A 26,931-nucleotide genomic window follows, 5' to 3' on the forward strand; every position below is an offset into this window, starting at 1 on the left:
ACCAGGATCTCGCTCGTTCCTCGCTAGCGGCTTGACTCCTCTTGCGCTGTGCTTGCTACACCCCAGCCCCTCCGGCCCTCGAACTCAAGCCGAGGAACGCACCCAGGAGGCGTAGAGGTTCGCGTAGACGCCGGGTACGGCGACGAGTTCGCCGTGGGAACCGCTCTGCACGATCTTGCCGTCGTCGAAGACCAGCACCCGGTCGGCCGCCTCCGCGGTGGAGAGCCGGTGGGCGATGGCGACCGAGGTGCGGCCCTTGGTGAGCCGGTCCAGGGCGCGCTGGATGCGCACCTCGGTGTGCGGATCGACGGCTGAGGTGGCCTCGTCGAGAACGAGCAGGTCCGGGTCGGCGATGTAGGCCCGCACGAGCGCGACGAGCTGCCGCTCCCCCGCCGACATGGACTCGCCCCGTTGGCCGACCGGTGTGTCCAGGCCGTGGGCGAGGCTGCCGAGCCAGTCGGCCAAGCCGAGTTCGGTGACGGCCGCCTCGAGTTCGGCGTCGCTGCTCTCCGGCCGGGCGAAGCGGATGTTGGCCCCCAGAGAGCTGTCAAACAGGAAGCCCTCCTGGGGCACCATGACGACGCGGCCGCGCAGAGACGAGAAGGCCACCTCCCGCAGGTCGACGCCGTCCAGACTGACGGTCCCGGAGCCGGGGTCCATGAGACGGGTGAGGAGCTTGACGAACGTGGTCTTGCCCGACCCGGTCTCGCCGACGACCGCGACCCGGGTACCCGGGGTGATCTCCACGTCGATGCCGTCCAGGACGACCGGCCCGTCCGGGTAGGAGTACGTGACATGGTCGAACCCGACCCTGACCGCGCCGCGCGGCAGAACGCGTCCGGCCTCTCCCGGGTCCGCGATGTCGGGGACGGTGTCCAGGACCCCGAGGACGCGGCGCCAGCCGGCGATGGCGTTCTGTGCCTCGTTGAAGATCTCCGTGGCCATCATCATCGGCTGGATGAAGAGGGTCATGAGGAACAGGAAGGCGATGAGCTGGCCCGCGGTGAGGTCGCCGCCGATGCCCAGCCACACGCCGACCAGGACGACCGCGGTGTTGCCGATGGCTGCGACGATCTCCGCGAAGGGCGAGACCGCCATGGACAGGCGCTGGGCCTTCACCTGGGCCCTGCGGGTGGCGAAGACGGTGGTGTCGATGCGGCCCGCGGTGCGCTCCTCCGTGCCGTGGGCGCGGATGACGGCGGCGCCCATGACGGTCTCGCCGATGGCGCCGAGCATGTCACCGGTGCGTTCGCGGACCTTGAGATAGGCCTTGGAGAGCAGTTTCTGGAGCCAGCGGACGCCGAACAGCAGCGGCAGGACGCAGATCCACACCACGAGGGTGAGCTGCCAGGAGTAGACCGCCATGAGTGTGGTGGCCACGAAGAGCTGCCCGGTGCTGACCAGCAGGAGCAGGCCGCCCCACTGCATGAAGTGGCTGATCTGGTCCACGTCTCCGGTGACGCGGGAGACCAGGGCGCCCTTGCGCTCGCTGTTCTGGGTGAGCACGGACAGGTCGTGGACGTGCCGGAAGGCCTTGCGGCGCAGGGTCGCCAGACCGGACTCGGTGGCCCGGTAGAGCCGCAGGTTCATCAGGAACGAGCAGACCATGGTGACCACGAGGAGCCCGGCGCAGACCGCCACCATGCGGGTGACGAACTCCAGGTCCGGGCCGCCCGTCCCGGTGAGTCCGCTGTCGATGATCTGCTGGACCGCGATGGGCACGATGACCTTGCCCCCCGTGGCGACCACGGCGAAGCACAGGGTGAGCCAGAGGCCCTTGGCGAACTCCGGGGACAGTTGGAGGCCGCGCTTGATGGTGCCGAGCGCGGTGTCCTGGTTGCGGTGCAGGGAGAGGACCGGGTCGCTGTCGGGGCGCTGCCGGTCGGCCGCTTGCTCCGGCCTGTCGTCGGTGCGGGTCCGTGCGGGTGCGCTCATCGGCTGCTCTCCTCGGTGGCGTCGTTGCCGTGCCCTCCGACGCTGCGGTGCGGTTCGGCCGGTCCCGGCTCCTCGGGGACCGGTGTGCGCTCCGCCTCGTTCTCTGCTGAGGCGCGTTCGTAAGCGGTGACGAGCTTGGTGTAGCCCGGCGAGGTGGCCAGGAGCTCCTCGTGGGTACCGCGGCCCAGGACGCGGCCGCCCTCCATGTAGAGGACCTCGTCCGCCAGTTCGATGGTGGCTCGGCGGTAGGCGACCACGAGCACCGTGGCGGCGTCGTCGCGTTCGCGCAGTCCGGCGAGGATCTGCGCCTCGATCTGCGGGTCGACGGCCGAGGTGGCGTCGTCCATGATCAGGAGTCTGGGGCGGCGGACGATGGCGCGGGCCAGGGCGAGGCGCTGGCGCTGGCCGCCGGAGAGGGTGGTGCCCTTCTCCCCCAGCTGGGCGTCGAGCCCGCCGTCGAGTTCGCGGATGAAGCCGTCGGCTCGGGCCAGGCGCAGGGCGGCCCAGATCTGGTCGTCGTCGACCCCCGCGGCGCCGAGACCGATGTTGTCGCGGACGGAGTCCTCGAACACGAAGGTGCCTTGGGGCACGAGTGCGGCGTGTCGCGGGACCTGGTCGCGGGCGAGATCGCGCAGGTCCACGCCGTCGTAGGTGACGGTGCCGCTCTCGGGGTCGACCAAACGCATGAGGACGGTGGTGAGGGTGGACTTGCCCGAGCCGGTGGGACCGACGACGGCGACGGTGCGTCCGGGGGCGATGTCGAAGTCCACGCCGTTGAGGACGGTGCTGCGGGCGCCGGTGGCGCTGTCGTCCATGAGGTCGCGGCCGCTGCTCTCGGAGTCGGCTTCGTAGGCGTCGGCGTAGGAGAAGGTGACGTCTCGGACGCTCAGGGCGAGGCCGCGGGGTGAGGGTTCGAGGGCCTGGTCGCCGTAGACCATGGCGCCTCCGGCGCGGAGGACGGACTGGACGCGGTCCCAGCCGACGACGCTGCGGGGCAGGTCTCCCAGGAGCCACCCGAAGGAGCGGATGGGCAGGGCGAGGAGGGTGAAGAGGAAGGCGATCTGGACGAGGTCGCCGGGTTCGATGGCGCCGGTGGACAGGCGCCACATACCCAGGAGCAGGACGGCGAGGACGCCGAAGTTGGGCAGGGACTCCATGAAGGGGTCGAACATGGAGCGCATCCGCCCGACCTGGATCTGCGCGTCGCGCAGGCGGTGTGCGGCTTCGGTGAAGCGCTCGGTCTCGGTGTCCTCTCGGCCGAGGGTCTTGACGACGAGGGCGCCGTCGAAGGACTCGTGGGCCACCCCGCTGACTTCGGCGCGCAGTGCCTGGGCCCTGGAGGCCATCGGGGACACGCGGCGTTGGAAGGCGACGTTGGCCGCGGCGAGGATCGGGAAGACGACGAAGGCGACCAGGGCGAGGACCGGGTCGGTGACGATCATGGCGATGGCGGCGATGAACAGCATGAATATGCTGCCGACGACCATGGGCAGTGGTGCGAGCGGCTGCCAGGAAGCCTCGACGTCGGCGTTGGCGTTGGACAGGAGCTGTCCGGTGGGGTGGCGGTGGTGCCAGGAGAGCGGGAGTTCGAGGTACTTGCGGGAGACGGCGCGGCGGTAGCGGGCCTGCATGCGGAACTGCATGAGTCCGGCGAGGAGGCGGCGCACGGCCAGACCTACGGCCTTGCCGAGCCCGACGGCCATGAGTAGGGCCGCCGCGGCGAGCAGTGCGGCCGCCGTGGTGCTGCCGGTGGCGAAGGCCGGGAGGATGGTGTTGTCGGTGAGGTAGCCGAGCACGGAGGCGGAGGCCACGGTGACCGCGGCGTGCAGCATGGCACCCGCGGCTGCGGCGATGAAGATCCATGGCTCGGTGCGGGCCGCGACGGCCAGCACGCGCACGCCTCGGGTGAATACGGCCTTGTGCTGGGGTCTGGCAGGTTGCTTCCGGGCGTCCGTAGCGCCGCTCGCCGGCGGTGGGGTCTGCGCTGCCCGCTCCTTGTTCGCCGTCGTGGTGCCCTGCGCCATACGCCCCCGCTTCCGTTGTCCGTGCTCTCGCCCAACACCGCGCGCCCCGGACGGCTTCGGCTGGGCATGCCGAAGGGCACGGAGCGCGTGTCGGGCCAACCTATCCAGGGGCGCCGACAGCTACCACCGGATTGTTTCAGCACCGGACACATCCGTGCTATTCCGTACAACTCACCCTGGACCGGGTCGACAGTCTGTGCACGCGAACGGCCCGGGCGCCATGGCTGGCGTCCCGGGCCGTGAGCGGTCGGGGCAGGTGGTTCGGCGTACCCCGCCGGCCTCTGAGACCTGTTAGTAGAGGCGCAGGTCGTCCTGGTCCTCGGCCGGGGCTTCGTCGTCGGCCTCCGCGTCGGCGTCGGATTCCTCGGCCTCGGCCGCGGCTTCGGCTTCGGCGTCCACTGCCTTCGCCGCCTCTGTGTCGACGTCGTCGCTGCATTCCGCGTCGCGGACCGAGTCGTCGTTGTTCTCGTGGTCGTAGTGGATGAGGGCGCGGAAGGTGAGGTGGCCGAAGAGCCCGTCCTCGCCGATCTCGAAGATCACCTGGGCGCCGCAGACGGCGTTCTGGGTCGCCTCACCGTAGATGCCGTCGACATCCAGCCCAGCGTCGAGCTTCTCGTTGAGGACGGTCTGGATCATCCGGACGACGATGCCCTCGTTGCCCGGACCGTAGTGCTCTTCGAAGGTGCGCTCGCGGAGCAGCAGCCAGGTCTCGTCGTCCAGCATGCCCGTCTCGACCAGGTCGTTGTCCGGCTCGCTCTGGAAGGCGCGGACCTGTTCCTCCAGTGCGTCGTCGAAGACCGGCGACTGCGGGCCGGAGTCGTAGCCGTGGAAGACCAGCAGCATCTGCGCGGCCTCGATGTCGACGTGGTCCGGGTCGCCGTTGGCGTAGTTCGGCCACTCCTGGCTCTCGATGAGGGCCACGACCTCGTCGGAGGTGCGGTCGAGGTCGTCGGCGTGGGCAGCTGTGGCGGAGCCCACGGTGAAGGTCGTGGCGATCGCGCCGGCCGCGAGCAGGGCGACCAGTCGCGGGCAGGTGTGTTTGTCGTGGTTGGCGAACATGCTGGGTGGGTGTTCCTTCCCGTGGCTGTCCACCCCGAGCGGGATGGCTGGACGGGCAACATGCTCACACGAATCTCAAATCTATTAACGGAGCGCCACGCATCAATAACTCTCTGCAATTACATGAGACCAGGGGGCAATTCGGCCAAAAGCGACCCCGGAGCACGAAAGGCCCGTAGCACGAGAGAGCCCGGGCCACCGAAGAGTCGGTGACCCGGGAGCAGCGGCGTCGGGCACCGGCACCGGGCACCGGGCACCGACCGCCGCGGGCGGCCTACCGGTCGAAGTCCTGGTAGGTGATGAGTGCTTCGAAGCTGAGCGGGCCGAAGATGCCGTCGACACCGATGTCGAACTGGTCCTGGACCTCGCGGACGGCCGCTTCGGTCCAGTAGCCGTACACGCCGTCAGTGGCCAGGTGGTAGTTGTACTTGGCGTTGAGGACCCTCTGGATCATCTCCACGACGGGGCCGGTGCTGCCGGGGCCGAACACCGCCTGGCCGAAGATCCGGTCGCGCAGGTCCTCCCAGGTCTCCTCGTTCAGCTCACCGTTGCCCTCCAGGTCGAAGGCCTCCTGGTAGCTGATGAGCGCGGCTTCGAGGTCCTCGTCGAACTCGTTGTTGATCTCGCCGGGGTTGATCTCGATGTAGCTCAGCAGCATCTTCACCGCGCGGATGTCGATGGCGCTGTCACCCTTGGAGAACTCAGGCCAGTCCTGGGCCTGGATTTCGGCGACCGCTTCCTCGGAGGTCTGTTCGAGATCATCGGCCAGGGCCGTACCCGAACCGGCGAGGCCGGTCGTGGCCGCGAGTGCGGTGGCGGCGAGTACGGCCGCCACGCGCGCGGTCGGCCTACCCCTGTTGTGCGCCTGCATACTGGCTGTTCCTTCCCCCGTCGTATTCTCCTGCACACCAGTTCGATGTCCGAAGGCGGAGAAACGTTTACCTCACAACCGAAAAGCGCACCAAAGGGACAGACCTACCTATCCCCGAACGACAAATTCGCCACCTCCTGTCAACCGAGAAGGGGGCGTTCCCGTGGGGGCATGACCCCGGGGCGCTCTGGGCCTTTCCTCGATCGCGCTAGCGGACCGGATACCCGGCTTCGCGCAGGCTCTTCTTGACGTCGGCGATCGTGAACTCACCGAAATGGAAGACCGTGGCGGCCAGGACAGCGTCCGCGCCGGCCTCGATCGCCGGCACGAAGTGCTCGACCGCACCCGCGCCGCCCGACGCGATCAGCGGGATGTCGACGCGCGCCCGCACGGCACGGATGAGCTCCAGGTCGAAACCGGCCTTGGTCCCGTCGGCGTCCATGGAGTTGAGCAGGATCTCCCCGGCGCCCAGCTCAGCGGCGCGCTCACACCACTCCAGGGCGTCGAGTCCGGTGCCCTTGCGGCCGCCGTGCGTCGTGACCTCGAACCCGCTGGGGGTGGGTTCTGCACCCTCGCGCACCCGGCGAACGTCAGCGGACAGCACCAAGACCTGGCGGCCGAACCGTTCGGCGATCTCCCCGATCAGCTCTGGGCGGGCGATCGCGGCGGTGTTCACCCCGACCTTGTCGGCGCCCGCGCGCAGCAGTCGGTCGACGTCGTCGGGGGAACGGACCCCTCCCCCGACCGTCAGCGGGATGAACACCTGGTCAGCGGTGCGGCGGACCACGTCGTAAGTGGTCTCGCGGTCGCCGCTGGAGGCCGTGACGTCGAGGAAGGTGAGCTCGTCCGCTCCGCCGCCGTCGTAGGTGGACGCGAGCTCCACGGGATCGCCGGCGTCACGCAGGTTCTCGAAGTTCACACCCTTGACGACGCGTCCGGCGTCGACGTCCAGGCAGGGAATGACGCGGATGGACAGGCTCACCGGTCCGCGCTCCCCACCGTGGCCAGGGCGTCCTCCAGGGTGAACGCGCCCTCGTAGAGGGCGGTGCCCATGATGGCGCCCTCGACACCCAGCGGAACCAGGGTGGCGACGGCCTCCAGGTCGGCGAGGCTGGACACGCCGCCGCTGGCGACCACCGGCTTGTCGGTGCGCTCGCAGACGGTGCGCAGCAGGTCCAGGTTGGGGCCCTTGAGGGTGCCGTCCTTGTTGACGTCGGTGACGACGTAGCGGGCGCAGCCCTCGGCCTCAAGCCGGGCGAGCGTCTCCAGCAGGTCGCCGCCGTCGCGGGTCCAGCCGCGGGCGGCCAGGGTTGTACCCCGCACGTCGAGGCCGATGGCGATCCGGTCGCCGTGCTCGGCGATGATCTTGGCGCACCACTCGGGGTTCTCCAAGGCGGCGGTGCCGATGTTGACGCGCGTGCAGCCGGTGGACAGGGCCGCTTCCAGCGACTCGTCGTCGCGGATGCCGCCGGACATCTCGACCTTCACGTCGAGGCGGCCCACGATGTCGCGCAGCAGGTCCCGGTTGTGCCCGCGCCCGAAGGCGGCGTCCAGGTCCACCAGGTGGATCCACTCGGACCCGGCGGCCTGCCAGCCGCTGGCCGCCGCGAAGGGGTCGCCGTACTTCCCGCCGGAGTCGGCCTTGCCCTGGACGAGCTGGACGGCCTGCCCGCCCGCCACGTCCACGGCGGGGAGCAGTTCGAGTGCGGGGGTCGACGGTGTGTTCTCGTCGGTCATGAGGCCTTCTCGTTCTCGGTTCGGATACGGCGTGGAAGCTAGTGCCGCGTCAGCCAAGGTTCACCCCGTCGCGGGCAAACCCCGACTGACGCGGCACTGGGTGGGGAGGCGGTCGCTCACAGGGTCTCGACCCAGTTGGCGAGGACCTGGGCGCCGGCGTCGCCGGACTTCTCCGGGTGGAACTGGGTGGCGCTCAGCGGCCCGTTCTCCACGGCGGCCACGAACGGCTCACCGTGCTCGGACCAGGTCACCCGAGGTGCGCGGACCCGGTCGCTCATGGCGACGAACTCCCAGTGGCGGACCGCGTAGGAGTGCACGAAGTAGAACCGCTCCTCGGGGCCCAGACCCGCGAAGAGGCGCGTGTCCTCGGGCGGGGTGACGGTGTTCCAGCCCATGTGGGGCACCACGGGCGCGCGCAGGCGTTCGACGGTGCCGGGCCACTCCCCGCAGCCCTCGGTGGCGCTGTCCTCCGCGTGGACGTCTGCCTGCTCGATCCCGCGGTCGAAGAGGACCTGCATGCCCACGCAGACCCCCAGGACCGGACGCCCCCCGGCCACGCGGCGGCCGATGATCCGGTCACCGCCCGCGGCCTCGAGGCTGGCCATGCAGGCGCTGAACGCGCCCACGCCGGGGACGACCAGCCCGTCGGCGTCGAGCGCGGCATGCGGGTCGGAGGTCACTGTGACATCGGCGCCGGTGCGCTCCATGGCGCGCTGGGCCGAGCGGAGGTTGCCCGAGCCGTAGTCGAAGATGACCACGCGTGACGGCATCAGATCCGTCTCCTTCTGTTGGAACCAGCAGGTGTTAGAAGTAGCCGAGCCGGAGCGCACCGGAGACGGCGGCGAGTGCCATGCAGCCGCCCAGCGCGAAGGCGATCCCGCGGTTGACGCTCCAGAGCGCGTACACGCCGCCGGCCAGGAACCCCGCGAGGACGAGGAGGGCGATCCCCCAGAGGTCGGTGTCCATCTACAGGACGCCCTTGGTCGACGGGACTCCGCTCACCCTGGGGTCGTCCTCGGTGGCCACGCGCAGGGCGCGGGCGAACGCCTTGAACTGGGCCTCGACGATGTGGTGGGCGTTGCGGCCGTAGGGCACGTGGACGTGCAGGGCCACGCGCGCCTGGGCCACGAAGGATTCGAAGATGTGCCGGGTCATGGTGGTGTCATAGTCGCGCCCGATGACCGGGGCCATACCCTCGGGTTCGCTGTGCACGAGGTAGGGGCGGCCGGAGACGTCGACGGTGACCTCGGCGAGCGCTTCGTCCAGCGGAACCTTGGCGTCGGCGAAGCGGCGGATGCCCGCGCGGTCGCCGAGTGCCTCGCGGAAGGCGGCGCCCAGGGCGAGGGCGGTGTCCTCCATGGTGTGGTGCGAATCGATGTGCAGGTCGCCCTCGGTGCGCACGGTCAGGTCGAACAGGCCGTGCTTGGCGAGCTGGTCGAGCATGTGGTCGAAGAAGCCGACACCGGTGGAGACGTCGGCGGCTCCGGTGCCGTCCAGGTCGACCTCGACCAGGACCTTGGTTTCCTTGGTTGCGCGTTCGACGCGCCCGGTGCGGCTCATGCTCACTCTTTCGCTGGTGCGGTGGGAAGTCGTGCGGCGGTCAGCGGCCGGTGGCCCGCAGGAGGGCCTCGCGGAAGGCGGCCATCTCCTCGGCGGTGCCGACGGTGACGCGCAGCCAGCCGGGCGGGCCGACCTCGCGGATGAGGACCTGCTGGTCGAGCATGCTCTGCCAGACCTTGGTGCGATCCTCGAACTCACCGAACATGATGAAGTTGGCGTCGGAGTCGGCGACCGAGAAACCCTGTGCGCGCAGCCACGCGACGAGGGAGTCGCGTTCGGCACGCAGGTCGGCGACGGCGCCGAGGAGTTCGTCCGCGTACTCCAGGGCGGTGACGGCCACCGCCTGGGTGACGGCGGACAGGTGGTAGGGCAGGCGGACCAGCTGCAGGGCGTCGACCACCGCGGGGTGCGCGGCAAGGTAGCCCACCCGCGCACCGGCCAGGGCGAAGGCCTTGGACATGGTGCGCGAGACGATGACCTTGGGGTGTTCGGCCAGCAGGGTGAGGGCGCTGGGCGTGCCTTCGCGGCGGAACTCTGCGTAGGCCTCGTCCACGACCACCACGCCCGGCGCGGCCTGGGCGATGCGCTCGATCGCGTCGAGTTCCAGGGAGGTGCCGGTGGGGTTGTTGGGCGAGGTCAGGAAGATGACGCTCGGCTCGTGCCCGGCGATCGCGGCCAGGGCGGCGTCGACGTCGACACGGAAGTCGGCGTCACGCGGCACGGACACCCAGCCCGTCCCGGTGCCGCGGGAGATGATCGGGTGCATCGAGTAGGACGGTTCGAATCCCATGGCGGTGCGGCCGGGGCCGCCGAAGGCCTGGAGCAGCTGCTGGAGGATCTCGTTGGATCCGTTGGCCGCCCAGATGTCCGCGGAGGTGAGGCCGTGGCCGAGGTAGGCGGCCAGGCCCTGGCGCAGCCGGACCGCGTCCCGGTCGGGGTAGCGGTTCAGGCCCAGGGCGGCGTCGGCGACGGCGTCCGCCAGGGCCTTGGCCAGGGCCGGGGAGGGTGCGTGCGGGTTCTCGTTGGTGTTGAGGACCACCGGCACGTCCAGCTGCGGGGCGCCGTAGGGAGAACGTCCGCGCAGGTCGTCGCGGAGCGGAAGGTCGTTCAGGGTGAAGCTCACTGGTTTCACGCTCATGTGTCTGTTGTGGCGGGGCGGGCGCCTGAGGCTGTGTTGCTCCGTGACCAGTCCGGTCACGGGTTCGCCCGTGGACGGTCCGCCCCACCGGCCTGAAGTTTGGTCCCGGGTTCTGGGTCCCGGGTGGTCAGTCCCGGTCGGTTCCGCGGGCCGGTCGGGTTCCATGACCCGTGCGTGCGGCGATCGCCTCGCCGTGCGCGGGAAGGTCCTCGGCCTCGGCCAGGGTGATGACGTGTTGGGCGACGTCGGCCAGCGCGTCAGGGTCGTATTCGACGATGTGCACCCCGCGCAGGAAAGTCTGCACGCTCAGGCCACCGGAGTGGCAGGCGCAGCCGCCGGTGGGCAGCACGTGGTTGGAGCCCGCGGCGTAGTCGCCGAGGGAGACCGGGGAATGGTCGCCGACGAAGATCGCCCCGGCGTTGCGTACGCGCGCGGCCAGGGCCGGGGCGTCCGCGGTCATGATCTCCAGGTGTTCCGCCGCGTACGCGTCGACGACGGCCAGGCCCTGTTCGAGGTCGTCGACCAGGACGATGCCGGACTGCGGCCCGGCGAGGGCCTCGCGGACGCGGTCGCTGTGCTTGGTGGCGGCCACGCGCTCGGTGAGGCGCTCGGTGACCGCCGCGGCGAGGGCCTCGTCCGGGGTCACCAGGACGGAGGCGGCTACGACGTCGTGCTCGGCCTGGCTGATGAGGTCGGCGGCGACGTAGTCGGGGCTGGCGGTGCCGTCTGCCAGGATCGCGATCTCGGTGGGACCGGCCTCCGCGTCGATACCGATCACGCCCTTGAGCAGGCGTTTGGCTGCGGCGACCCAGATGTTGCCCGGGCCGGTGACCATGTCGGTGCGCTCGCAGTCCTGCGTGCCGTAGGCGAACATCGCCACGGCCTGGGCACCGCCGACCGCGTAGACCTCGTCGACGCCGAGCAGGGCGCAGGCGGCGAGGATGGTCGGGTGGGGCAGACCGCCGAACTCCTTCTGGGGCGGTGAGGTGACCGCCAGGGAGGACACACCCGCTTCTTGGGCGGGGACGACGTTCATGATGACGCTGGAGGGGTAGACCGCGCGGCCGCCCGGCACGTAGAGGCCGACGCGGTTGACCGGGATCCACTTCTCCGTGACGGTGCCGCCGGGCACGACCTGGGTGGTGTGGGACTGGCGCCGCTGCTCGCGGTGGACCTTGCGGGCACGGCGGATCGACTCCTCCAGCGCGGCGCGCACGGCGGGGTCGAGTTCGGTGAGGGCGGTGTCGATAGCGGCGGCGGGAACACGAATGTCGGTGAGCCGCACACCGTCGAAGCGCTCGGTGAGTTCGACCAGGGCCTGGTTTCCGCGATGGTGCACGTCATCGCAGATGGGTCGGACGCGTTCAGTGGCGTCCGCCACATCGATTTCGGCGCGCGGAAGTACGTCGCGCGGGTCGCCCTGGGAACCTCGGAGGTCGATTCGACTGATCACGAACCCAGTCTAGGGGGCACTGCCCGATCCATGGGTGGGGGTGTCCGAATGATGGACACCACACCCGCACGACCGGCGCGAACCCGCCCTCGGTGGACATCGGCGAGCACTCCCCCACAAATACGCGACATGAGCATTACCTAAGTTTGGAATACCTAACCTCATCAAGCTTTTGAAAGGCTTACCTAACAAATTCAGTTCCCTTTTTGCGCGCTTCGCGAAACGCTTTTAAATGCGTTATCGTGGTGGCATGACTTCAAACACGACCGGCGATAGCACGCTTTCCAAGTTCCACCGCCTCCTGGTCGATCAGGTACGGCACGAGTTCACGGCTTCGCACCAGTACGTGGCGATCGCGGCTTGGTTCGACGACCAGGACCTGCCCCAGTTGGCCAGGGTCTTCTACGAGCAGTCCCTGGAAGAGCGCGACCACGCGATGATGATCGTGCGCTTCCTTCTCGACTACGACGTGACGTTCGCCCTTCCGGCGGTGGACGCCATCGAGACCGATTTCGCCGTCACCCGGGACCTGGTCGCCCTGGCCCTGCGTCAGGAGCGCGAGGTGAGCGACCAGTTCCAGCACCTGGCCAAGGTCGCCCGCGACGAGGGCGATTACACCGGCGAGCAGTTCCTCCAGTGGTTCATCCAGGAGCAGGTCGAGGAGGTCGCCAAGATGTCGACCCTCCTCAACGTCGTAGACCGTTCCAACGGCAACCTGTTCGACGTGGAGACGTTCGTGGCCCGCGACATGCCCAGCGAGGACAGCGGCAGCCAGGGCGCGCCCGGTACCGCCGGCCCCGCGGTCTCCTAACACCCGTCCGCCGTCAACACGGCGGCGACCGCGAACGGCCCGGGGCGCTCCCGGGCCGTTCGTGCTGTCCGGGCACGTTCCTGACATGCGACAGGGCCTCGGCGCGGATACGTTGCCGGGCCCGACACGCCGGGCAGGGAGGACCTGCGGCGAATGTGCGCGGAAACACCGGGGACCGGACACGCAGCGCCCCGACCAGAAGCGCACGCCCGCGGGCTGAGAGGCATACTGGGAACATGCCAGAGGCGCTCCCGATCTTCCCGTTGAACACCGTGTTGTTCCCCGGCATGACGATTCCCCTCCACATTTTCGAGCAGAGGTACCGTCAGCTGGTCTCGGAACTGCTCGGCCCGACCCTTGCCGGCGGCGAGACCGGTGGTGGGGAGCGCCGCCCGGCCCGGTTCGGTGTCGTGTGGATCGAACTGGGGCACGAGGTGGCCAGCGAGTCCGGGCAGGGCGCAGGAGGTGCCGACACCGGGGTGCCCAGCACCGCCAGTTCGGGTGGCCGCCCCTCCCTCCCCGTGGTCAGCGCGACCGGCTGCACGGCCGTGGTAAGGGACGTGCGCACCTACGATGACGGGCGCTACGACCTGGTGGTCGAGGGCGGCACCAGGTTCGCGATCACCGATCTGACCGAGGTCGATGTCTCCTCCCCCGAGGCGTACTCCACAGCGACCGTCTCCTTGCTCCCCGAACCGATGGGGCCCGACGCCAAGGACCACGCCGAGAGGGTGCGCGACCTGTACGAGGTGTACTGCGAACGGCTCTCGGCCATCGGCATGGCCCCCGAGACCACGAGAGATCTGCCGCGGGACCCGATCGCGCTCTCCCACGCGGTGTCGGCCTCGGTGGTGTTGGACGCCGCGGAGAAGCAGCGCCTGTTGGAAGCCGAGGACGCGGCGACCCGCCTGGCGGTCGCTGCCCACTTCCTGCGCAGAGAGAACCGTGTGGTTGCCACCCCCACCCTCCCCAACCTTCCCGCGGGCCCCTTCCTAAACAACGGTGTCTCCTTCAACTAGGTCGCATGCCTTAGGGCGTGTTCGGTGGATGCTGCCCGTCGCGAAGGGGACGCTGCGCCGCAGGCGTCCGTTGAGGGTGGTGACGGGCGACGAACGGGGGGTGCCGCGCCGCAGGCGTCCGTTGAGGGTGGTGACGGGCGACGAACGGGGGGGTGCCGCGCCGCAGGCGTCCGTTGAGGGTGGTGACGGGCGACGAACGGGGGGGGTGCCGCGCCGCAGGCGTCCGTTGAGGGTGGTGGCGGGCGACGGGTGGGCGGTGCCAGCACAAGGCCGAAGAAGGAGTTCCCCTACTGTGCACTGCCTCGCAAGCTCGGCAGCATCGCACAGCGGGGCCCGCCCGGGTTTGGCTGTCAACTGACAGATGCGCGGTGACAGTGCCGCTGGGGCGACGCGCAGCAGGGTGTGTCCGCCGAACATGCCCTAACCTGCCCGCAACGTTTCGACACACCGACGTGGAAAGCCCAGGTAACCCATGAGTGGAAAAGCCACGCCCGCGACCGTGGCCGCCGGTAGGACCAAGACCACGTACACCCTCCATCCCTACGATGTTCCGGGTGGCGGCGACGGGCACGCCTACGGGACCGATGCCGCAGACGCGATCGGTGTCCCCCACCAGCAGGTGTTCAAGACCCTCGTGGCCGAGGTGGACGGCGTATTCACCGTGGGGGTGGTGCCGGTCAGCGCGTCACTCGATCTCAAGGCCCTGGCCGCGGCGGTGGGCGGCAAGCGCGCGGTCATGGCGGACCCGGCCCGCGCGGAGAAGATCACCGGGTACGTACGCGGCGGCATCAGCCCCCTGGGACAGCGCAAGCGGCTGCGAACGGTGATCGACTCCTCCATCACCGGGCTGAACGCGGTGTACGTGTCCGCTGGGCGGCGCGGACTCCAGATGGAGCTGGGCGCGCTGGACCTGATCAAGCTGACCGAGGCGGTCACCGCACCCATCGGTTCGAACTGACCGCCCGGTTTCCAGGCCGGCTCCGGTTCCGCGGCGGTGCGGGGTTCTGCGGAAGGGCGGGGTTCGCCGGGCCCGGCAGTCCCTGGCGGGTCGGGGCTCCCCAGCCCGCGTAGTGGACCTTCCCACATTCACGCACGGACTGTTGCTGGTCCCCCTACCCAGGGGTAGTTTTGTGACATGGGCAACACTTCATCCCCCTTTCAGTCCGTTCCCGACATGTTCGCCTCCCGCGTCGCCGAATCCGGCGGCCGGGAGGCGTTCAGCTACCCGGTGACTAGCGCCGCCGGGGGCAGTGAGAAGTGGGAGGCCCTCACCTGGACCCAGACCCGTGACCGTGTCCGCGCCATCGCGCTTGGCCTGCACTCCTTGGGCGTGACCTCCCAAGCGCGATGCGCGATCGCCTCCAACACGCGCATCGAGTGGGTCCTGGCCGACCTCGCGATCCTCTGTGCGGGCGGCGCGTCTACCACCATCTACCCCACGTCAACCCCGCCCGACTGCGCCTACATCGTCTCCGACTCCGGCAGCATGGTCGCCTTCGCCGAGAACGATGAACAGGTCGCCAAACTGGTCGGGCAGCGCGGCGCCATGCCCGGCCTGTCCAAGGTCATCGCCTTCGAGGGCGCGGCCGGAGGCGACGACGACTGGGTCATCGGCTTTACCGATCTGGAAGCCAAGGGCGCCGAACTGCACGCCGAGCGGCCGGAGCTCTTCGACGAACTGGTCGCCGCGGTCAAGCCGGACCACCTGGCCACCCTGATCTACACCTCCGGCACCACCGGCCGCCCCAAGGGCGTGCGCCTGGACCACGCCAACTGGCTGTACGAAGCGGAGGCCCTCAAGGTCCTCGGCGAGGAGATGAGCTCCCAGGGCGGTGAACTCATCACCGAGGACGACGTCCAGTACCTGTGGCTCCCCTTGGCGCACTCCTTCGGCAAAGTCATGCAGGTCAGTCAGTTGCGTATCGGCTACCGGACCGCCGTCGACGGCCGGGTCGACCGGATCGTGGACAACCTGGCCGTCGTTCAGCCGACCTTCATGGCGGCCGCGCCCCGGATCTTCGAGAAGGTGTACAACAAGGTCGTCATGCAGGCCAAGGAGGGCGGTGCCGCCAAATACCGCATCTTCCGGTGGGCCCTCGGCGTAGGCGACCGCGTGGCACGGCTGCGGGAAGAGGGCAAGGAGCCCACCGGTGTGCTGGGTGCCCAGCACAAGGTCGCCGACAAGCTGGTCTTCAGCAAGCTGCGTGCCCGCTTCGGCGAGCGGCTGAAATTCTTCGTCTCCGGCAGCGCACCCCTGTCACCGGAGATCGGCCGGTTCTTCTACGGCGCGGGGATCACCATCCTGGAGGGCTACGGCCTGACCGAGACCTCCGCCGGCTCCTTCCTCAACCGCCCCAGTGACCTGCGCTTCGGAACGGTCGGCCTTCCTCTGCCCGGGACCGAGGTGAAGATCGCCGAGGACGGCGAGGTCCTGCTGCGCGGCGGCGGCGTGATGCGCGGTTACCACAACCTGACCGGTGCGACCGAGGCGGTGCTCGACGAGGACGGCTGGTTCGCCACCGGCGACATGGGCGTGTTGGAGAACGGTCGGCTGCGGATCACCGACCGCAAGAAGGAGCTGATCAAGACCTCTGCAGGCAAGTACGTGGCGCCGCAGAGCATCGAGAGCCGCTTCAAGTCGCTCTGCCCCTATGTCAGCAACCTGATCGTGCACGGGGACCGCCGACCCTACTGTGTGGCACTGGTGGCGCTGGACCCCGAGGCGATCGACACCTGGGCGGAGGCCAACGGCCTGGGGGCGCTGAACTACAGCGGCCTCACCAAGGAGCCCAAGGTCCGGCAGATGGTCCAGGAAGCCGTCGACGCGCTCAACAAGGAGCTGCCGAGGCACGAGACCATCAAGGACTTCGTGGTTCTGCCGAACGAGCTGACTGTGGAGCAGGGTGAGATCACACCGAGCCTGAAGATGCGCCGCAGGGCGGTGGAGGACAAGTACCGAGACCTGCTCGACGGGATGTACAAGGACACCGTCCAGTCACTGTGACGCCTGGGACCGTGCTCAGCGCCGCGGATCCTCGGGGCCGGTATCCCGTTCCGTGACGGTCGGCGGCTCCTGCCCTTCCTGGGCGGGGGCCGCCCACTGTGCGGGGTCCGCCCCCTTTTCAGGGCCTTCGCTCCCCTCTGCGGCGTCCTGAGCCGGTGCGGGTCCGGGTACCCCGGGTTGGTCGCCGCGCAGCAGACTGATGCCGTCCAGCAGTCCGTACTGCAGGATGTGGACGAAGGGCCAGACGATCAGGAATGCCGTGGCCTGGAGCTGGAGCGCGGCGGTGACCGTCTCCCCCGCGTCGGCCGCCAGCACCGCCTCCCGCGCCGGGGCGTCCAGGGCGGTACCGATCCGCCAGACCAGTAGGGACGCCGCAGCGGATCCGAGGGCACCCGCGACGAGACAGACCAGGCGCAGGTCCTGGAAGCGTCGCCGGGACAGGGCGAACTGGACCATGTAGGTGCCGAACCCGGTGACCAGGCCCGCCACAGCGGTGATGAGGACGAAGTAGCCCTCCCCCGCGAAGACCTCCTCCGACGTACCCGGAAAGACTTCCCCGTCGCCCAGGACTGCCACCTCCGGGCGCGGGGCGAGCCACCACCACAGCGGGCCCAGCAGGGCACCCAACAGGGCAACAGCCCCGAACAGGCACACCCCCACGACCAGGCCTCGCCCCGGTCCGGACCTGCCCGTGCGACCCTGTTCCGCCATCACCCGCTCCTCATCGTCGCCACCCGGCCCGAAAACCAGTGGATACCGGGCACAACCCGAAGGAGAATACCGGCATGAGCGACAAGAACAGTCCCCTGACCCGGCCCGAGCGTGTCGATCCTCCCATGGCGGCGGACGAGCGCACGATGCTCCTGGCCTGGCTGGACTGGCACCGGGCGACGGTACACAGCAAGTGCGCCGGCCTCGCCCCGGACCTGTCGTCGGCCACACCTCTGCCCTCCTCGCCGATGATGACGGTCGGCGGGGTGGTATCGCACCTGCGCTGGGTGGAGGCCTTCTGGTTCGAGGTGGTCATGCTCAACCAACCCGATCAGGCCCCCTATTCGAGGCAGGACCCCGACGGGGAGTTCAGGGTCGGCGCGCAACGGCCCCTGGGCGAGCTGCTTGACGAGTACGCCGCGCAGTGTGAGCGCTCCCGGGAGATCACGTCCCATCTGGAGCTGGGCAACTCCTCCCGGGGCATCCCGGACCACCGTGGCCGGACGACCCTGCGCTGGGTACTGGTCCACATGATCGAGGAGACCGCGCGGCACAACGGGCACCTGGACGCGCTCCGGGAACTCGCTGACGGTGTCACCGGAGAATAGCCGGGCCCTCCCGGAAGGACGCGAGGGTTCGGGCGCATGAGGGCCCGGGACGGTGCGCACCGTTCCGGGCCCTCATGTTGTTCGGCCTGGCCTTCGGCCCGGCTGTCCGGCCCGGCTGTCCGGCCCGGCTGTCCGGCCCGGTTGATCCGGTCCCGTCGGCCTCCGCCGCCTCAGGCCTCGTCGTCCCCGTCGGCGGGGCCGGAGGTGGCGGGTTCCTCGTCTGCCAGGATCAGGTACAGCCCCCGCTTGGTCTCGGCCAGGAGCAGTTTGGCCCGCTCCAGGTGCTCCGGGGTCCCGGCCTGGGCGACCTGGGACGCGGCGGCCGAGAGCTGGTAGGCCAGGGCGCCGATCTCCTCGTAGCGGGACCTGGCGTCGGCGGCGGCATCCGCACCCGCCTCCCACGGCGGGGTGAGGTCGGCGCCGTTCTCCTCAAGGTAGTCGATGCCCTCGTCGGTGAGCTGGTAGGGACGGCGGCGGCCCTCCCCCTCAGTCTGGGCGATCAGGCCCTCGTCCTCCAGTTGCTGGAGCATGGGGTAGATCGAGCCGGGGCTGGGCCGCCAGACCCCTCCGCTGCGCTCACGGCCCTCGCGGATGATCTCGTAGCCGCTACGCGGTTCCTCAGCCAGCAGCATGAGGATGCCGGTGCGCACGTCACCGCGCTTGGCCCGGCGGCCTCCCCCGCGTCCGCCGCGGCGGAACCTCCGACCTGGACCGAACCCGCCGCTTCGGGGACCGAACCCCTCCCATGGCCCTCCCGGGTCGAAGGGGCCACCCGGGCCCATCGGCCCGTCGGGGCCGAACGGTCCGCCTGGACCGAAGGGCCCGTCGCCGCCCCGCCACGGAGGCGGGGGCGGCGATCCGGGAGGTCCCGGAGGGGGCGGCGGGTGGCCGAAGCCGTCCCGCCGTGGCCCGGGGTGCTCACCGCCGGGCTCGTCGTGCCCGTGTCGCGAGCCTGGGAGCGCGGGAGGGGTTTCGGTGGGTCGCCAGGTCCAGGGCAGTTGGGGACGCTCGGTGCGCCGCCCACCCCAGGACCAGGGACCGGGAAGTGCCATCGCGGTCATGTCGTTCTCCTTGACGTCCATCGATGTTGATTGATCTCGACTTCTAACGACTGTCATATCGCACAGCAATAGCTCAAAGATATATCGTTAACTCGATCGCGACAAGGATCGACCACAGAAAAAATCCCCGTGTGCCGGACGGCACACGGGGACTCGGGGCGTGGAGCTGGTCAGTAGTCGACCGCGTACATCCCCAGCAAGCTCTTCATCTCACCGTTGAACTCCGGGGAGATCCGCACGGAGTAGCGGTCCACCGCGTAGATCTTGGACCGTACGGGGTTGTCCACCCTGATCCGCACGGGGGTGTCTCCCTTGTGGGTGCTCAGCACCTGGCGCAGGTCCTCGACGAGCTCGGCGTTCAGGCGGTCTTCGGCGACGGTGAGCAGCACCGGCGGCTCGCCCTCGGTCACGTGCGAGATGTCCAGGATCGACATCTCCGAGGCGAACATCGAGTACGTCCCGTCCCGGTCGTTGAGCCGACCCTTGACCGTGACCGCGGTGTCCTCCAACAACGCCTCCACATACAGCGGATACGTCTTGGGGAAGAACAGCACCTCCATCGAGGCGTCCAGATCCTCCACCGTGGCGATCGCCCACTGGTTACCCGCCTTGTTGGTGCGCTTGTCCACCTTGGAGATCAACCCCGCGATCCGCACCTCACCCCGCTCCCGGGCCATCTCCCCGGCCACGACCTGCGCGATCGAGGTGTCCCGGGACCGGGCCAGCACCCGCTCGGCCCCGGCCAACGGGTGACTGGACACGTACAGCCCCAGCATCTCCCGCTCGAAGGCCAGCTTGGTCTTGCGGTCCCACTCCTCATCACCCCACTGGATGTTCAACCCGATCGGGGTGGAGTCGCCGTCGTCGTCCCCACCGCCGAACAGGTCGAACTGGCCGTGGGCCTCCTGCTTCTTGGAGCTGATCATGCCCTCGACCGCGGTCTCGTGGTGGCGGTACAGCTCCCTGCGGGGCTGGCCCAGCGAATCGAAGCCACCCGCCTTGACCAGCGACTCCACCACCCGCTTATTGCAGGCGGCCAGCTCGATCTTGCCCAGGAAATCGGTGAAGGAGGAGAACTTGCCCTTCTCCCCCCGGGTCTTGACGATGGAGTTGACCACGTTGGCGCCCACGTTGCGCACCGCGCCCATACCGAAGCGGATGTCCCTGCCCACCGGGGTGAAGCGCAGACCCGACTCGTTGACGTCGGGGGGCAGCACCTTGATGCCCTGGGTGCGGCACTCGGCCAGGTAGACCGCCATCTTGTCCTTGTCGTCACTGACCGAGGTCAGCAGCGCGGCCATGTACGCGGCCGGGTAGTTCGCCTTCAGGTACGCCGTCCAGTACGCGACGAGGGCGTAGCCCGCGGCGTGGGACTTGTTGAAGGCGTAGCCCGCGAACGGGAGCATGACGTCCCAGATCGCCTGCATGGACTCCCGGGAGAAGCCCTTCTCGACCATGCCGGCGGAGAACTTCTCGTACTCCTTCTCCAGGGCCTCCTTCTTCTTCTTGCCCATCGCCCGGCGCATCAGGTCCGCCCCGCCCAGGCTGTACCCGGCCAGCTGCTGGGCGATCGCCATGATCTGCTCCTGGTAGACGATCAAGTGGTACGTCTCACCGAGGATGCTGTCCAGGGCTTCCTTGAGTTCGGGGTGGATGGCGGTGACGTCCTGGCGCCCGTTCGAGCGGTCCGCGTAGTCGTTGTGCGCGTTGGCCGCCATCGGGCCCGGCCGGTACAGCGAGAGCACGGCGGTGATGTCCCCGAAAGTATTCGGCTCCATCCGCTTGAGCAGGTTGCGCATCGCGCCGCCGTCCAGCTGGAACACACCCAGCGTGTCGCCCCGGGCCAGGAGCTTGTAGGTCTTCGGGTCGTCCAGCGGCAGCTTTCCGAGGTCGATGTCGATGCCCTCGGCCTGCTTGATGCTGTTGACCGCGTCGTCCATGATCGTCAGGTTGCGCAGACCCAGGAAGTCCATCTTGAGCAGACCCATGTCCTCGCACTGAGGATAGGGAAAACCGGTGATCATGGCCCCGTCGGAATCACGCTTGTGCAGCGGGATCACGTCCAGCAACGGCTCCTTGGACAGGATCACCCCGGCCGCGTGCACACCGGTACCGCGGGTCAGGCCCTCGATCCCTCGCGCGGTCTCCATCACCTTGCTGACCTGCGGATCACTGTCCATCAGACCGCGCAGTTCCGTGGTCTCGCCGTAACGCTCGTGGTCGGTGTTGTACACCGCGTCCAGCGGGATCTCGTTACCGCCCACCGGTGCCGGGAAGGCCTTGGTGATCTGGTCACCCGTCGAGTAGGGCATCCCCAGGATGCGGGTGGAGTCCTTGACGGCCGCCTTGGCCTTGATGGTGCCGAAGGTCAGGATCTGCGCCACCCGCTCCTCGCCGTACAGGCGGGTGACGTACTCGATCATCTCCCCGCGCCTGCGCTCGTCGAAGTCCAGGTCGACATCGGGCATGGACACACGTTCGGGGTTGAGGAACCGCTCGAACAGCAGACCGTGCTCCAGGGGGTCCAGGTCGGTGATGCCCAGCATGTAGGCGATCATCGATCCGGCGGCCGAACCGCGTCCGGGGCCGAGCGCGATGCCCTGCTCCCGCGCGTAGTTGCAGATGTCGGCCACCACGAGGAAGTAGGCCGGAAAACCCATCGTGTTGATGATGCCCAGCTCGTACTCGATCCGGCTGCGCGCCTCCTCGGAGGCCCCGTCCGGGTAACGCACGGGGATGCGGCGCTCCACTTCCTTGGCCAGCCAGGAGGACTGGGTCTCGCCCTCGGGCACCGGGTAGACCGGCATCAGGTCCCGGTGCGCGAACACGTTGTCGTAGGCGTGCGGGTCGATGCGCTCGGCGATCAACAGCGTGTTCTTGCACCCCTGCGCCCACTGGTCGAAATTGAGCAGCCCGCGCATCTCGTCAGCGGTCTTGAGGTAATAACCCGACCCGTTGAACCGGAACCGGGTCGGATCATCCAGGTTCTTACCCACCCCCACAGCCAACAGCGCATCGTGCGCCGAGGCCTGGGACTCATAGACGTAGTGCGAGTCGTTGGTCACCAACGGCGGGATGTCCAACGCGCGGCCCACCTTGAGCAGACCGTCCCGGACCTCCTTCTCGATGGGCACACCGTGGTCCATCAGTTCCAGGAAGACGTTCTCCCTGCCGAAGATGTCCTGCAGCCCCGCGGCGTAGTCGATGGCCTCCTTCTCCTGGCCCAACCGCAGCCGGGTCTGCACCCCGCCCGACGGGCACCCGGTGGAGACGATCACGCCCTCGCTGTACTGCGACATCAAGTCCAGGTCCATCCGGGGCTTCATGTAGTAGCCCTCGGAGGAGGCCAGCGACGACATCCTGAACAGGTTGCGCAGCCCGGTCTCGTTCTCGGCCAGCATGGTCATGTGCAGGTACCGGCCGCCGCCGGAGATGTCCTTGCCGCCCTCGGCCGTGGCGTCGTCGGAGGTGTTGGAGCGCCCCCAAAAGACCCGCTTCTTGTGGAAGCGCGACTCCGGGGCCACGTAGGCCTCGATGCCGATGATGGGTTTGACGCCCGAGCCCTGCGACTGCTGGAAGAACTCGTAGGCGCCGAACATGTTGCCGTGGTCGGTCATGGCCACGGCAGGCATCTCCAACCGGGCAGCCTCTTGGAAGAGGGGCTTCAGCTTGGCCGCACCGTCGAGCATCGAGTACTCGGTGTGGACGTGCAGATGAGCGAAGGAGTCGGCCATGACGCAGGTGCCCCCAGGCGGTTAGACGGACGGGTGATGACTCCTGAGCCTATGACTTCCCCACGACTTTCGGGGCCGCCTGTGGACAACGAACCGGGCTCCGGCAGCGGCGAGCCCCGCCCCTAGGGCCACTCCCTTGGGCAGTGCACTGACCAAGGGAGTGGCACGGCTCTTGAGACGGGCACATTTCTTGAGACGGTGAGCCTGCTCGGCCGGGTTGAATCTGTGGCCTGGTGTCCCTCTGCGGGTGCGGGTGGTTTCCCCGTTCCCTGCCGCTTGATGGTGGCCGTCTCCGCTGCGCGCCTCAAGGTCGTCGCCATCGAGCGCTTCGCGCGTCAGTGGCGCTCCACCTTGACCCGCTTCGCTGCGACGGCGGGTCGGCGGCTATCAGCAAACGGGGGACGTGTGGTCGGGGAGGCAGTGGCACGGCCTTCGGCCGGGCACCGGCCGAGTAACCGCGTCGGCCTGGCGGCCGATGCCTGCCACTCCACCGGAGCGACGACGGGTCGGGTGTCGCGGCCGGTCATGCTCTGCTGCGAACCACGGCGGCCTTCGGCCGGTGCCTGCCCCTGCGTCGGCGCTTTGACGGTTGCGGGTGTCGCGGCCGGTCAATGCGCGAGGCGAAAAAGAACCCAGAAACCTGGAATTCCAGGTGGGCATAAATGCCGAACCAGGCGGCCTGAAATAGGCGACCGAAAAGGGCAACTTCGGACCCTTCGACGGAATCACTTCCGAAGTTACCGCCGGCATAACTCCCTTTCTCCGGGTGTTTCGCTTATAATAGAAGAATGGCGATCTCTCCTGAAGCACCCACCCCCACCGGGCACACCCCGGTGGATACCGCGGTGGCCGCTGCCCGGGACGAGACCACCGCCTTCTTCGACCGCGACGTGCCCCTGGGGGCGGCGGGCGAGGTGCTGGACCAGGCCACCCGGGTGTGGGAACACCTCGACCAGATCAAAACCAGCATGGCCGCCCGGCTGGCCCAGCTCGAGGCCACCGGGCAGCTGTTGGAACAGGGCGGGCAGAAGAGCCTGCAGGCGTGGCTGCGCCACGCCTTCGGCATTCCCGCCGCCCAGGCCAACGACCTGGCCCTGATCGGGCGCGCCGAATTCCGCCAGGACATGGTCCCTACTCTGGAGGCGTTGCACTCCGGGGTGCTGTCGGTGGGTGAGGCCGCCGCCGTCATCAAGGGCGCCGACGCCGGGGTGGAGAAAAGGCAGATGGGCGACCACCCCGATGCGGGGCTGTTCCGCGCGCAAATGGAATGCGGCATCCTGGACTTCAAGGAGTCGCGCCCCAACATGTCGGTGGGCCAGATCACCCGCTTGGCCCACCAGCTGTGCCTGAGCCTGAACCCGGGCAAGGTGGAGGCCGACCACGAGGCCGCCCACGCCGCCCGCGGCGCCCAGCTGGTCACCACCTTCGACCGCACGTTCCTCTTCCAGGTGTGGGGCTCGCCCGCTGATGCTTTGAAGGTTCAGGTGGCCTTGGACAACTTCCAGGTGCCCTTCCACCCCCAGGACGGGCTCTCCAAGTACGAGCGCACCTACGACGCGCTGATGGCCGCGTTGGGGTTCGCCCAGTCCCACCAGGGGTGCCAGACCCCGAGCACGGCGACGGCGTTGATCAACATCACCGTGCCCGCCACGTCCCTGGCCGGGGACGAGGAAGCCGAGGACTCCGCTCCGGCGACGACGGAGACCGGGCAGGTCGTGCCGATCTCGGTGGTGCGTGAGTTGATCGGTCAGAGTTGGGTGCGCCGCCTGGTCATCGAGCAGAAGAGCGGGCAGGTGTTGGACGTGGGCCGCTCGTGCCGGTTGGCCCCGCCCAAGATCCGGGCGGCCGCTTTCCACGGCCACACTTCCTGTGCTTGGCAGCACGGGTGCGATGTGCCCCTTCCCTGGACGCAGGCTGATCACATCGTGGAGTTCTGGCAGGGCGGCACCACCAGTGCCGCTAACATCCAGCCGCTGTGCGCGACCCACAACCAGATCAAGCACCGGTGGGCGGTGCGCACCGACCGCCGGATGTGGTCCGGCCGCAACCGAAGCCGCACCCAGGGCGGAGACCCGGATACGGATGGGGACCCATCCCCAACCCCGCACCCGTAACTGGCCACCCCCAACAAAGCCCCCACCCGCTTGCGCCGGGTCTCTACCCCCGCATGGCCAGAACCCGAACCGGGCCCCTGGTCCCCTGGCCCTCCCGGTCCCCGGACCCGAGCCCCCGCCACCCCCCGGGGGAAGGTCCGTGAGCCCTGGTCCTAGAGTCACTCTCACCCCTGTTTTTGCCTCCAACAGGGGGGCTCACCCACACCCCGGCACCGGCCGTCCCCAGACACCGGCACCCAGACCGGCCGGGGTTCGCCGCACACCAGGACCAGCCGCGACACCCCCAACCGTCGAAGCTCCGGCGCAGGGGCAGGCACCGGCCGCCAGGCCGTGCTTGTGCAGTTGGGCCCTCCGGGCCCCGAAGGGGCCATCGCCTCCCCGACCACACCTCCCCGGTTTCCTGATAGCCGCCAACCCGCCGTCGCAGCGAAGCGGGTCAAGGTGGAGCGCCACTGACGCGCGAAGCGCTCGATGGCGACGACCTTGAGGCGCGCAGCGGAGACGGCCACCATCAAGCGGCAGGAAACGGGGAAACCACCCGCACCCGCAGGAGAGATCGGCCCACCGGTGCGAAAATCCTCCAATCCGCTGTCCCTGATCCGTGGGCCTGAGCTCAGACCCACGATTCACTTCACCTGAGAACACGCGCAGGACATCGGAAACTGTTACTCTCCCGCGGTCGGAGCGGCACCCCTCCGCCCCGCTCTCCCACACTCCTGCTCCCGTCCCCGCTCCCGCTCTCCCGTCCCCCACTCTCCCGCTCCCCGCTGAGAGGATTGTTCACGTGACCACACCGCCCCGCCGCGTCGCCTCCACCGCGACCCTGGTCCTGGCCGCCTCCGCACTGGTGGCAATGCCGTCATCGGCCTCCGTCGCGCCGTCGATCCCCGAACCTCCCGGACAACACGAGGTGCGGTTCGCGACGTTCAACGCCGCTCTGGAACGCTCGGAAGAGGGCGCCCTCGCCGACGAGCTCGCCACCCCGGACAGCGAGCAGGCACGCAACCTCGCGGAGATCATTCAGCACGTGCGCCCCGACGTCCTCCTGGTCAACGAGTTCGACTACGACGAAGAGGGTGTCGGTCCCCAGCGCTTCCAAGACAACTACCTGTCCGTGGGGCAGAACGGCGCCGACCCGGTCGAGTACCCGTACGTGTACACGGCCCCGGTCAACACGGGTGTGGCCTCCGGGGTGGACCTGAACGGCGACGGCGAAGCGGTCACCGAGCCGGGCAGCCCCGAGTACGCCGAGGACGCCTTCGGGTACGGGCTCTTCCCCGGCCAGTACGGGATGGTCGTGTACTCGCAGTACCCGATTGTCACCGACCGGGTGCGGACCTTCCAGAAGTTCCGCTGGGCCGACATGCCGGACGCGAAGCTGCCCACCGACCCCGATACCGGCGAGCCGTTCTACTCCGAGGAGGCCCTGGAGGTGCTGCGGCTGTCCTCCAAGAGCCACTGGGACATCCCGGTCGACACCGGCCGCGGGCGCCCCGTACACCTGCTGGCGAGCCACCCGACGCCGCCGACCTTCGACGGCCCCGAGCAGCGCAACGTCGCCCGCAACCACGACGAGATCCGCTTCTGGGCCGACTACGTGACGCCCCGCAAGGGGTGGTACATCCAAGATGACGAAGGCGGCTTGGGCGGGCTCACGCCCGGGGCGCCCTTCGTCATCGCCGGCGACCTCAACGCCGACCCCAAGGACGGTGACGGGCACCCCCAGGCGATGACGCAGCTGCTGGAGCACCGCGACATCGTGGACGTGCGCCCCTCCAGCCAGGGCGGACGCGGCGCCGCCGAACGGCAGGGCGGTGCCAACGACGACCACGAGGGCGACCCGAAGCTGGACAGCGCCGACTTCGTCGACGAGCCGGGCCCGGGCAACCTGCGCGTGGACTACGTGCTGCCCTCACGCTCGCTGCCCGCGCGGGGTTCGGGTGTGTTCTGGCCGACCGTGGACGACCCGCTGTTCCGGCTGACCGGGGACTACCCCTTCCCCAGCTCCGACCACCGCTTGGTGTGGGTGGACCTGGTCCGTCCCTAGAGGTCCTTGCCTGGAGCGTGGCCGCACAAGGGGCTGGGTGGGCCA

At 69.0% G+C, this 26,931-nt stretch carries 21 protein-coding genes; 7 read left to right on the forward strand and 14 right to left on the reverse strand.

The genetic code is table 11. From position 1 onward, the window contains the following. Positions 1-84: 84 nt before the first annotated feature. The 11 genes from ACYVD1_RS07505 to hisD all read right to left on the reverse strand — a co-directional run bounded on the left by ACYVD1_RS07505 (position 85) and on the right by hisD (position 11,777). The gene (locus ACYVD1_RS07505) at positions 85-1,935 is read right to left on the reverse strand and encodes an ABC transporter ATP-binding protein (protein WP_460769501.1); all 1,851 of its coding nucleotides are present in this window, start codon (positions 1,933-1,935) and stop codon (positions 85-87) included. After that, on the reverse strand, positions 1,932-3,959 hold the full coding sequence (locus ACYVD1_RS07510; RefSeq protein WP_460769504.1) for an ABC transporter ATP-binding protein: 2,028 nt from the start codon (positions 3,957-3,959) through the stop codon (positions 1,932-1,934). Before ACYVD1_RS07510 ends, ACYVD1_RS07505 begins: the two co-directional genes overlap by 4 nt. Before the next feature lie 291 nt (positions 3,960-4,250). Then, complete coding sequence (locus tag ACYVD1_RS07515; RefSeq protein ID WP_460769507.1) at positions 4,251-5,018, reverse strand: peptidoglycan-binding domain-containing protein; 768 nt, start codon at positions 5,016-5,018, stop codon at positions 4,251-4,253. 274 nt (positions 5,019-5,292) lie between these two features. Next, positions 5,293-5,889, reverse strand: coding sequence for a peptidoglycan-binding domain-containing protein (locus ACYVD1_RS07520; RefSeq protein WP_460769509.1), 597 nt, complete (start codon positions 5,887-5,889; stop codon positions 5,293-5,295). 208 nt (positions 5,890-6,097) lie between these two features. Then, the gene (hisF, locus tag ACYVD1_RS07525; protein ID WP_460769511.1) at positions 6,098-6,871 is read right to left on the reverse strand and encodes an imidazole glycerol phosphate synthase subunit HisF; all 774 of its coding nucleotides are present in this window, start codon (positions 6,869-6,871) and stop codon (positions 6,098-6,100) included. Further along, positions 6,868-7,626 carry a bifunctional 1-(5-phosphoribosyl)-5-((5-phosphoribosylamino)methylideneamino)imidazole-4-carboxamide isomerase/phosphoribosylanthranilate isomerase PriA gene (gene priA, locus ACYVD1_RS07530; protein ID WP_460769513.1) on the reverse strand — a complete coding sequence of 253 codons (759 nt, stop codon included), beginning with the start codon at positions 7,624-7,626 and terminating at the stop codon, positions 6,868-6,870. The genes hisF and priA overlap by 4 nt, the downstream gene beginning before the upstream one ends. 116 nt (positions 7,627-7,742) lie before the next feature. Continuing rightward, positions 7,743-8,396, reverse strand: coding sequence for an imidazole glycerol phosphate synthase subunit HisH (gene hisH / locus ACYVD1_RS07535; RefSeq protein WP_460769516.1), 654 nt, complete (start codon positions 8,394-8,396; stop codon positions 7,743-7,745). 34 nt (positions 8,397-8,430) lie between these two features. Further along, a complete protein-coding gene (locus tag ACYVD1_RS07540; protein ID WP_460769519.1) occupies positions 8,431-8,592 on the reverse strand; it encodes a hypothetical protein in 162 nt (53 codons plus the stop codon). After that, a complete protein-coding gene (gene hisB, locus ACYVD1_RS07545) occupies positions 8,593-9,186 on the reverse strand; it encodes an imidazoleglycerol-phosphate dehydratase HisB (protein ID WP_460769522.1) in 594 nt (197 codons plus the stop codon). It lies immediately after the preceding gene. Between the two features lie 40 nt (positions 9,187-9,226). Beyond that, positions 9,227-10,324: a histidinol-phosphate transaminase gene (locus ACYVD1_RS07550; RefSeq protein ID WP_460769524.1), complete on the reverse strand. Its 1,098-nt coding sequence runs from the start codon at positions 10,322-10,324 to the stop codon at positions 9,227-9,229. A 127-nt stretch (positions 10,325-10,451) separates the two neighbouring features. Next, positions 10,452-11,777 carry a histidinol dehydrogenase gene (hisD, locus tag ACYVD1_RS07555; protein WP_460769526.1) on the reverse strand — a complete coding sequence of 442 codons (1,326 nt, stop codon included), beginning with the start codon at positions 11,775-11,777 and terminating at the stop codon, positions 10,452-10,454. 250 nt (positions 11,778-12,027) lie between these two features. Between hisD and ACYVD1_RS07560 the strand changes: the two genes are divergently transcribed. The 4 genes from ACYVD1_RS07560 to ACYVD1_RS07575 all read left to right on the forward strand — a co-directional run bounded on the left by ACYVD1_RS07560 (position 12,028) and on the right by ACYVD1_RS07575 (position 16,611). Beyond that, entirely contained in the window at positions 12,028-12,588 is a 561-nt protein-coding gene (locus ACYVD1_RS07560) for a ferritin (protein WP_460769528.1), read from the forward strand. Between the two features lie 236 nt (positions 12,589-12,824). Continuing rightward, the gene (locus ACYVD1_RS07565) at positions 12,825-13,607 is read left to right on the forward strand and encodes an LON peptidase substrate-binding domain-containing protein (protein WP_460769530.1); all 783 of its coding nucleotides are present in this window, start codon (positions 12,825-12,827) and stop codon (positions 13,605-13,607) included. Between the two features lie 472 nt (positions 13,608-14,079). Further along, positions 14,080-14,565, forward strand: coding sequence for a Cys-tRNA(Pro) deacylase (gene ybaK, locus ACYVD1_RS07570; RefSeq protein WP_460769533.1), 486 nt, complete (start codon positions 14,080-14,082; stop codon positions 14,563-14,565). A gap of 177 nt (positions 14,566-14,742) precedes the next feature. After that, positions 14,743-16,611, forward strand: a complete 1,869-nt coding sequence (locus ACYVD1_RS07575; protein ID WP_460769536.1) for an AMP-dependent synthetase/ligase — start codon at positions 14,743-14,745, stop codon at positions 16,609-16,611. Positions 16,612-16,626: 15 nt separating this feature from the next. Here the strand turns inward: ACYVD1_RS07575 and ACYVD1_RS07580 are convergent, their stop codons facing one another. Continuing rightward, positions 16,627-17,322, reverse strand: coding sequence for a hypothetical protein (locus ACYVD1_RS07580; protein WP_460769538.1), 696 nt, complete (start codon positions 17,320-17,322; stop codon positions 16,627-16,629). Between the two features lie 74 nt (positions 17,323-17,396). Between ACYVD1_RS07580 and ACYVD1_RS07585 the strand changes: the two genes are divergently transcribed. Further along, positions 17,397-17,930, forward strand: coding sequence for a DinB family protein (locus tag ACYVD1_RS07585; RefSeq protein ID WP_460769541.1), 534 nt, complete (start codon positions 17,397-17,399; stop codon positions 17,928-17,930). Positions 17,931-18,100: 170 nt separating this feature from the next. Here the strand turns inward: ACYVD1_RS07585 and ACYVD1_RS07590 are convergent, their stop codons facing one another. Beyond that, the gene (locus ACYVD1_RS07590) at positions 18,101-18,991 is read right to left on the reverse strand and encodes a PadR family transcriptional regulator (protein WP_460769544.1); all 891 of its coding nucleotides are present in this window, start codon (positions 18,989-18,991) and stop codon (positions 18,101-18,103) included. A 170-nt stretch (positions 18,992-19,161) separates the two neighbouring features. Next, complete coding sequence (gene dnaE, locus ACYVD1_RS07595) at positions 19,162-22,725, reverse strand: DNA polymerase III subunit alpha (RefSeq protein ID WP_460769546.1); 3,564 nt, start codon at positions 22,723-22,725, stop codon at positions 19,162-19,164. Positions 22,726-23,513: 788 nt separating this feature from the next. On the opposite strand from dnaE, the gene ACYVD1_RS07600 reads away from it, so the two are divergent. Both ACYVD1_RS07600 and ACYVD1_RS07605 read left to right on the forward strand, forming a co-directional pair. Further along, complete coding sequence (locus ACYVD1_RS07600) at positions 23,514-24,839, forward strand: HNH endonuclease signature motif containing protein (protein ID WP_460769548.1); 1,326 nt, start codon at positions 23,514-23,516, stop codon at positions 24,837-24,839. 853 nt (positions 24,840-25,692) lie between these two features. Next, a complete protein-coding gene (locus tag ACYVD1_RS07605; RefSeq protein WP_460769677.1) occupies positions 25,693-26,886 on the forward strand; it encodes an endonuclease/exonuclease/phosphatase family protein in 1,194 nt (397 codons plus the stop codon). Positions 26,887-26,931 lie beyond the last annotated feature (45 nt).

It is taken from the genome of Nocardiopsis nanhaiensis (assembly GCF_054778635.1).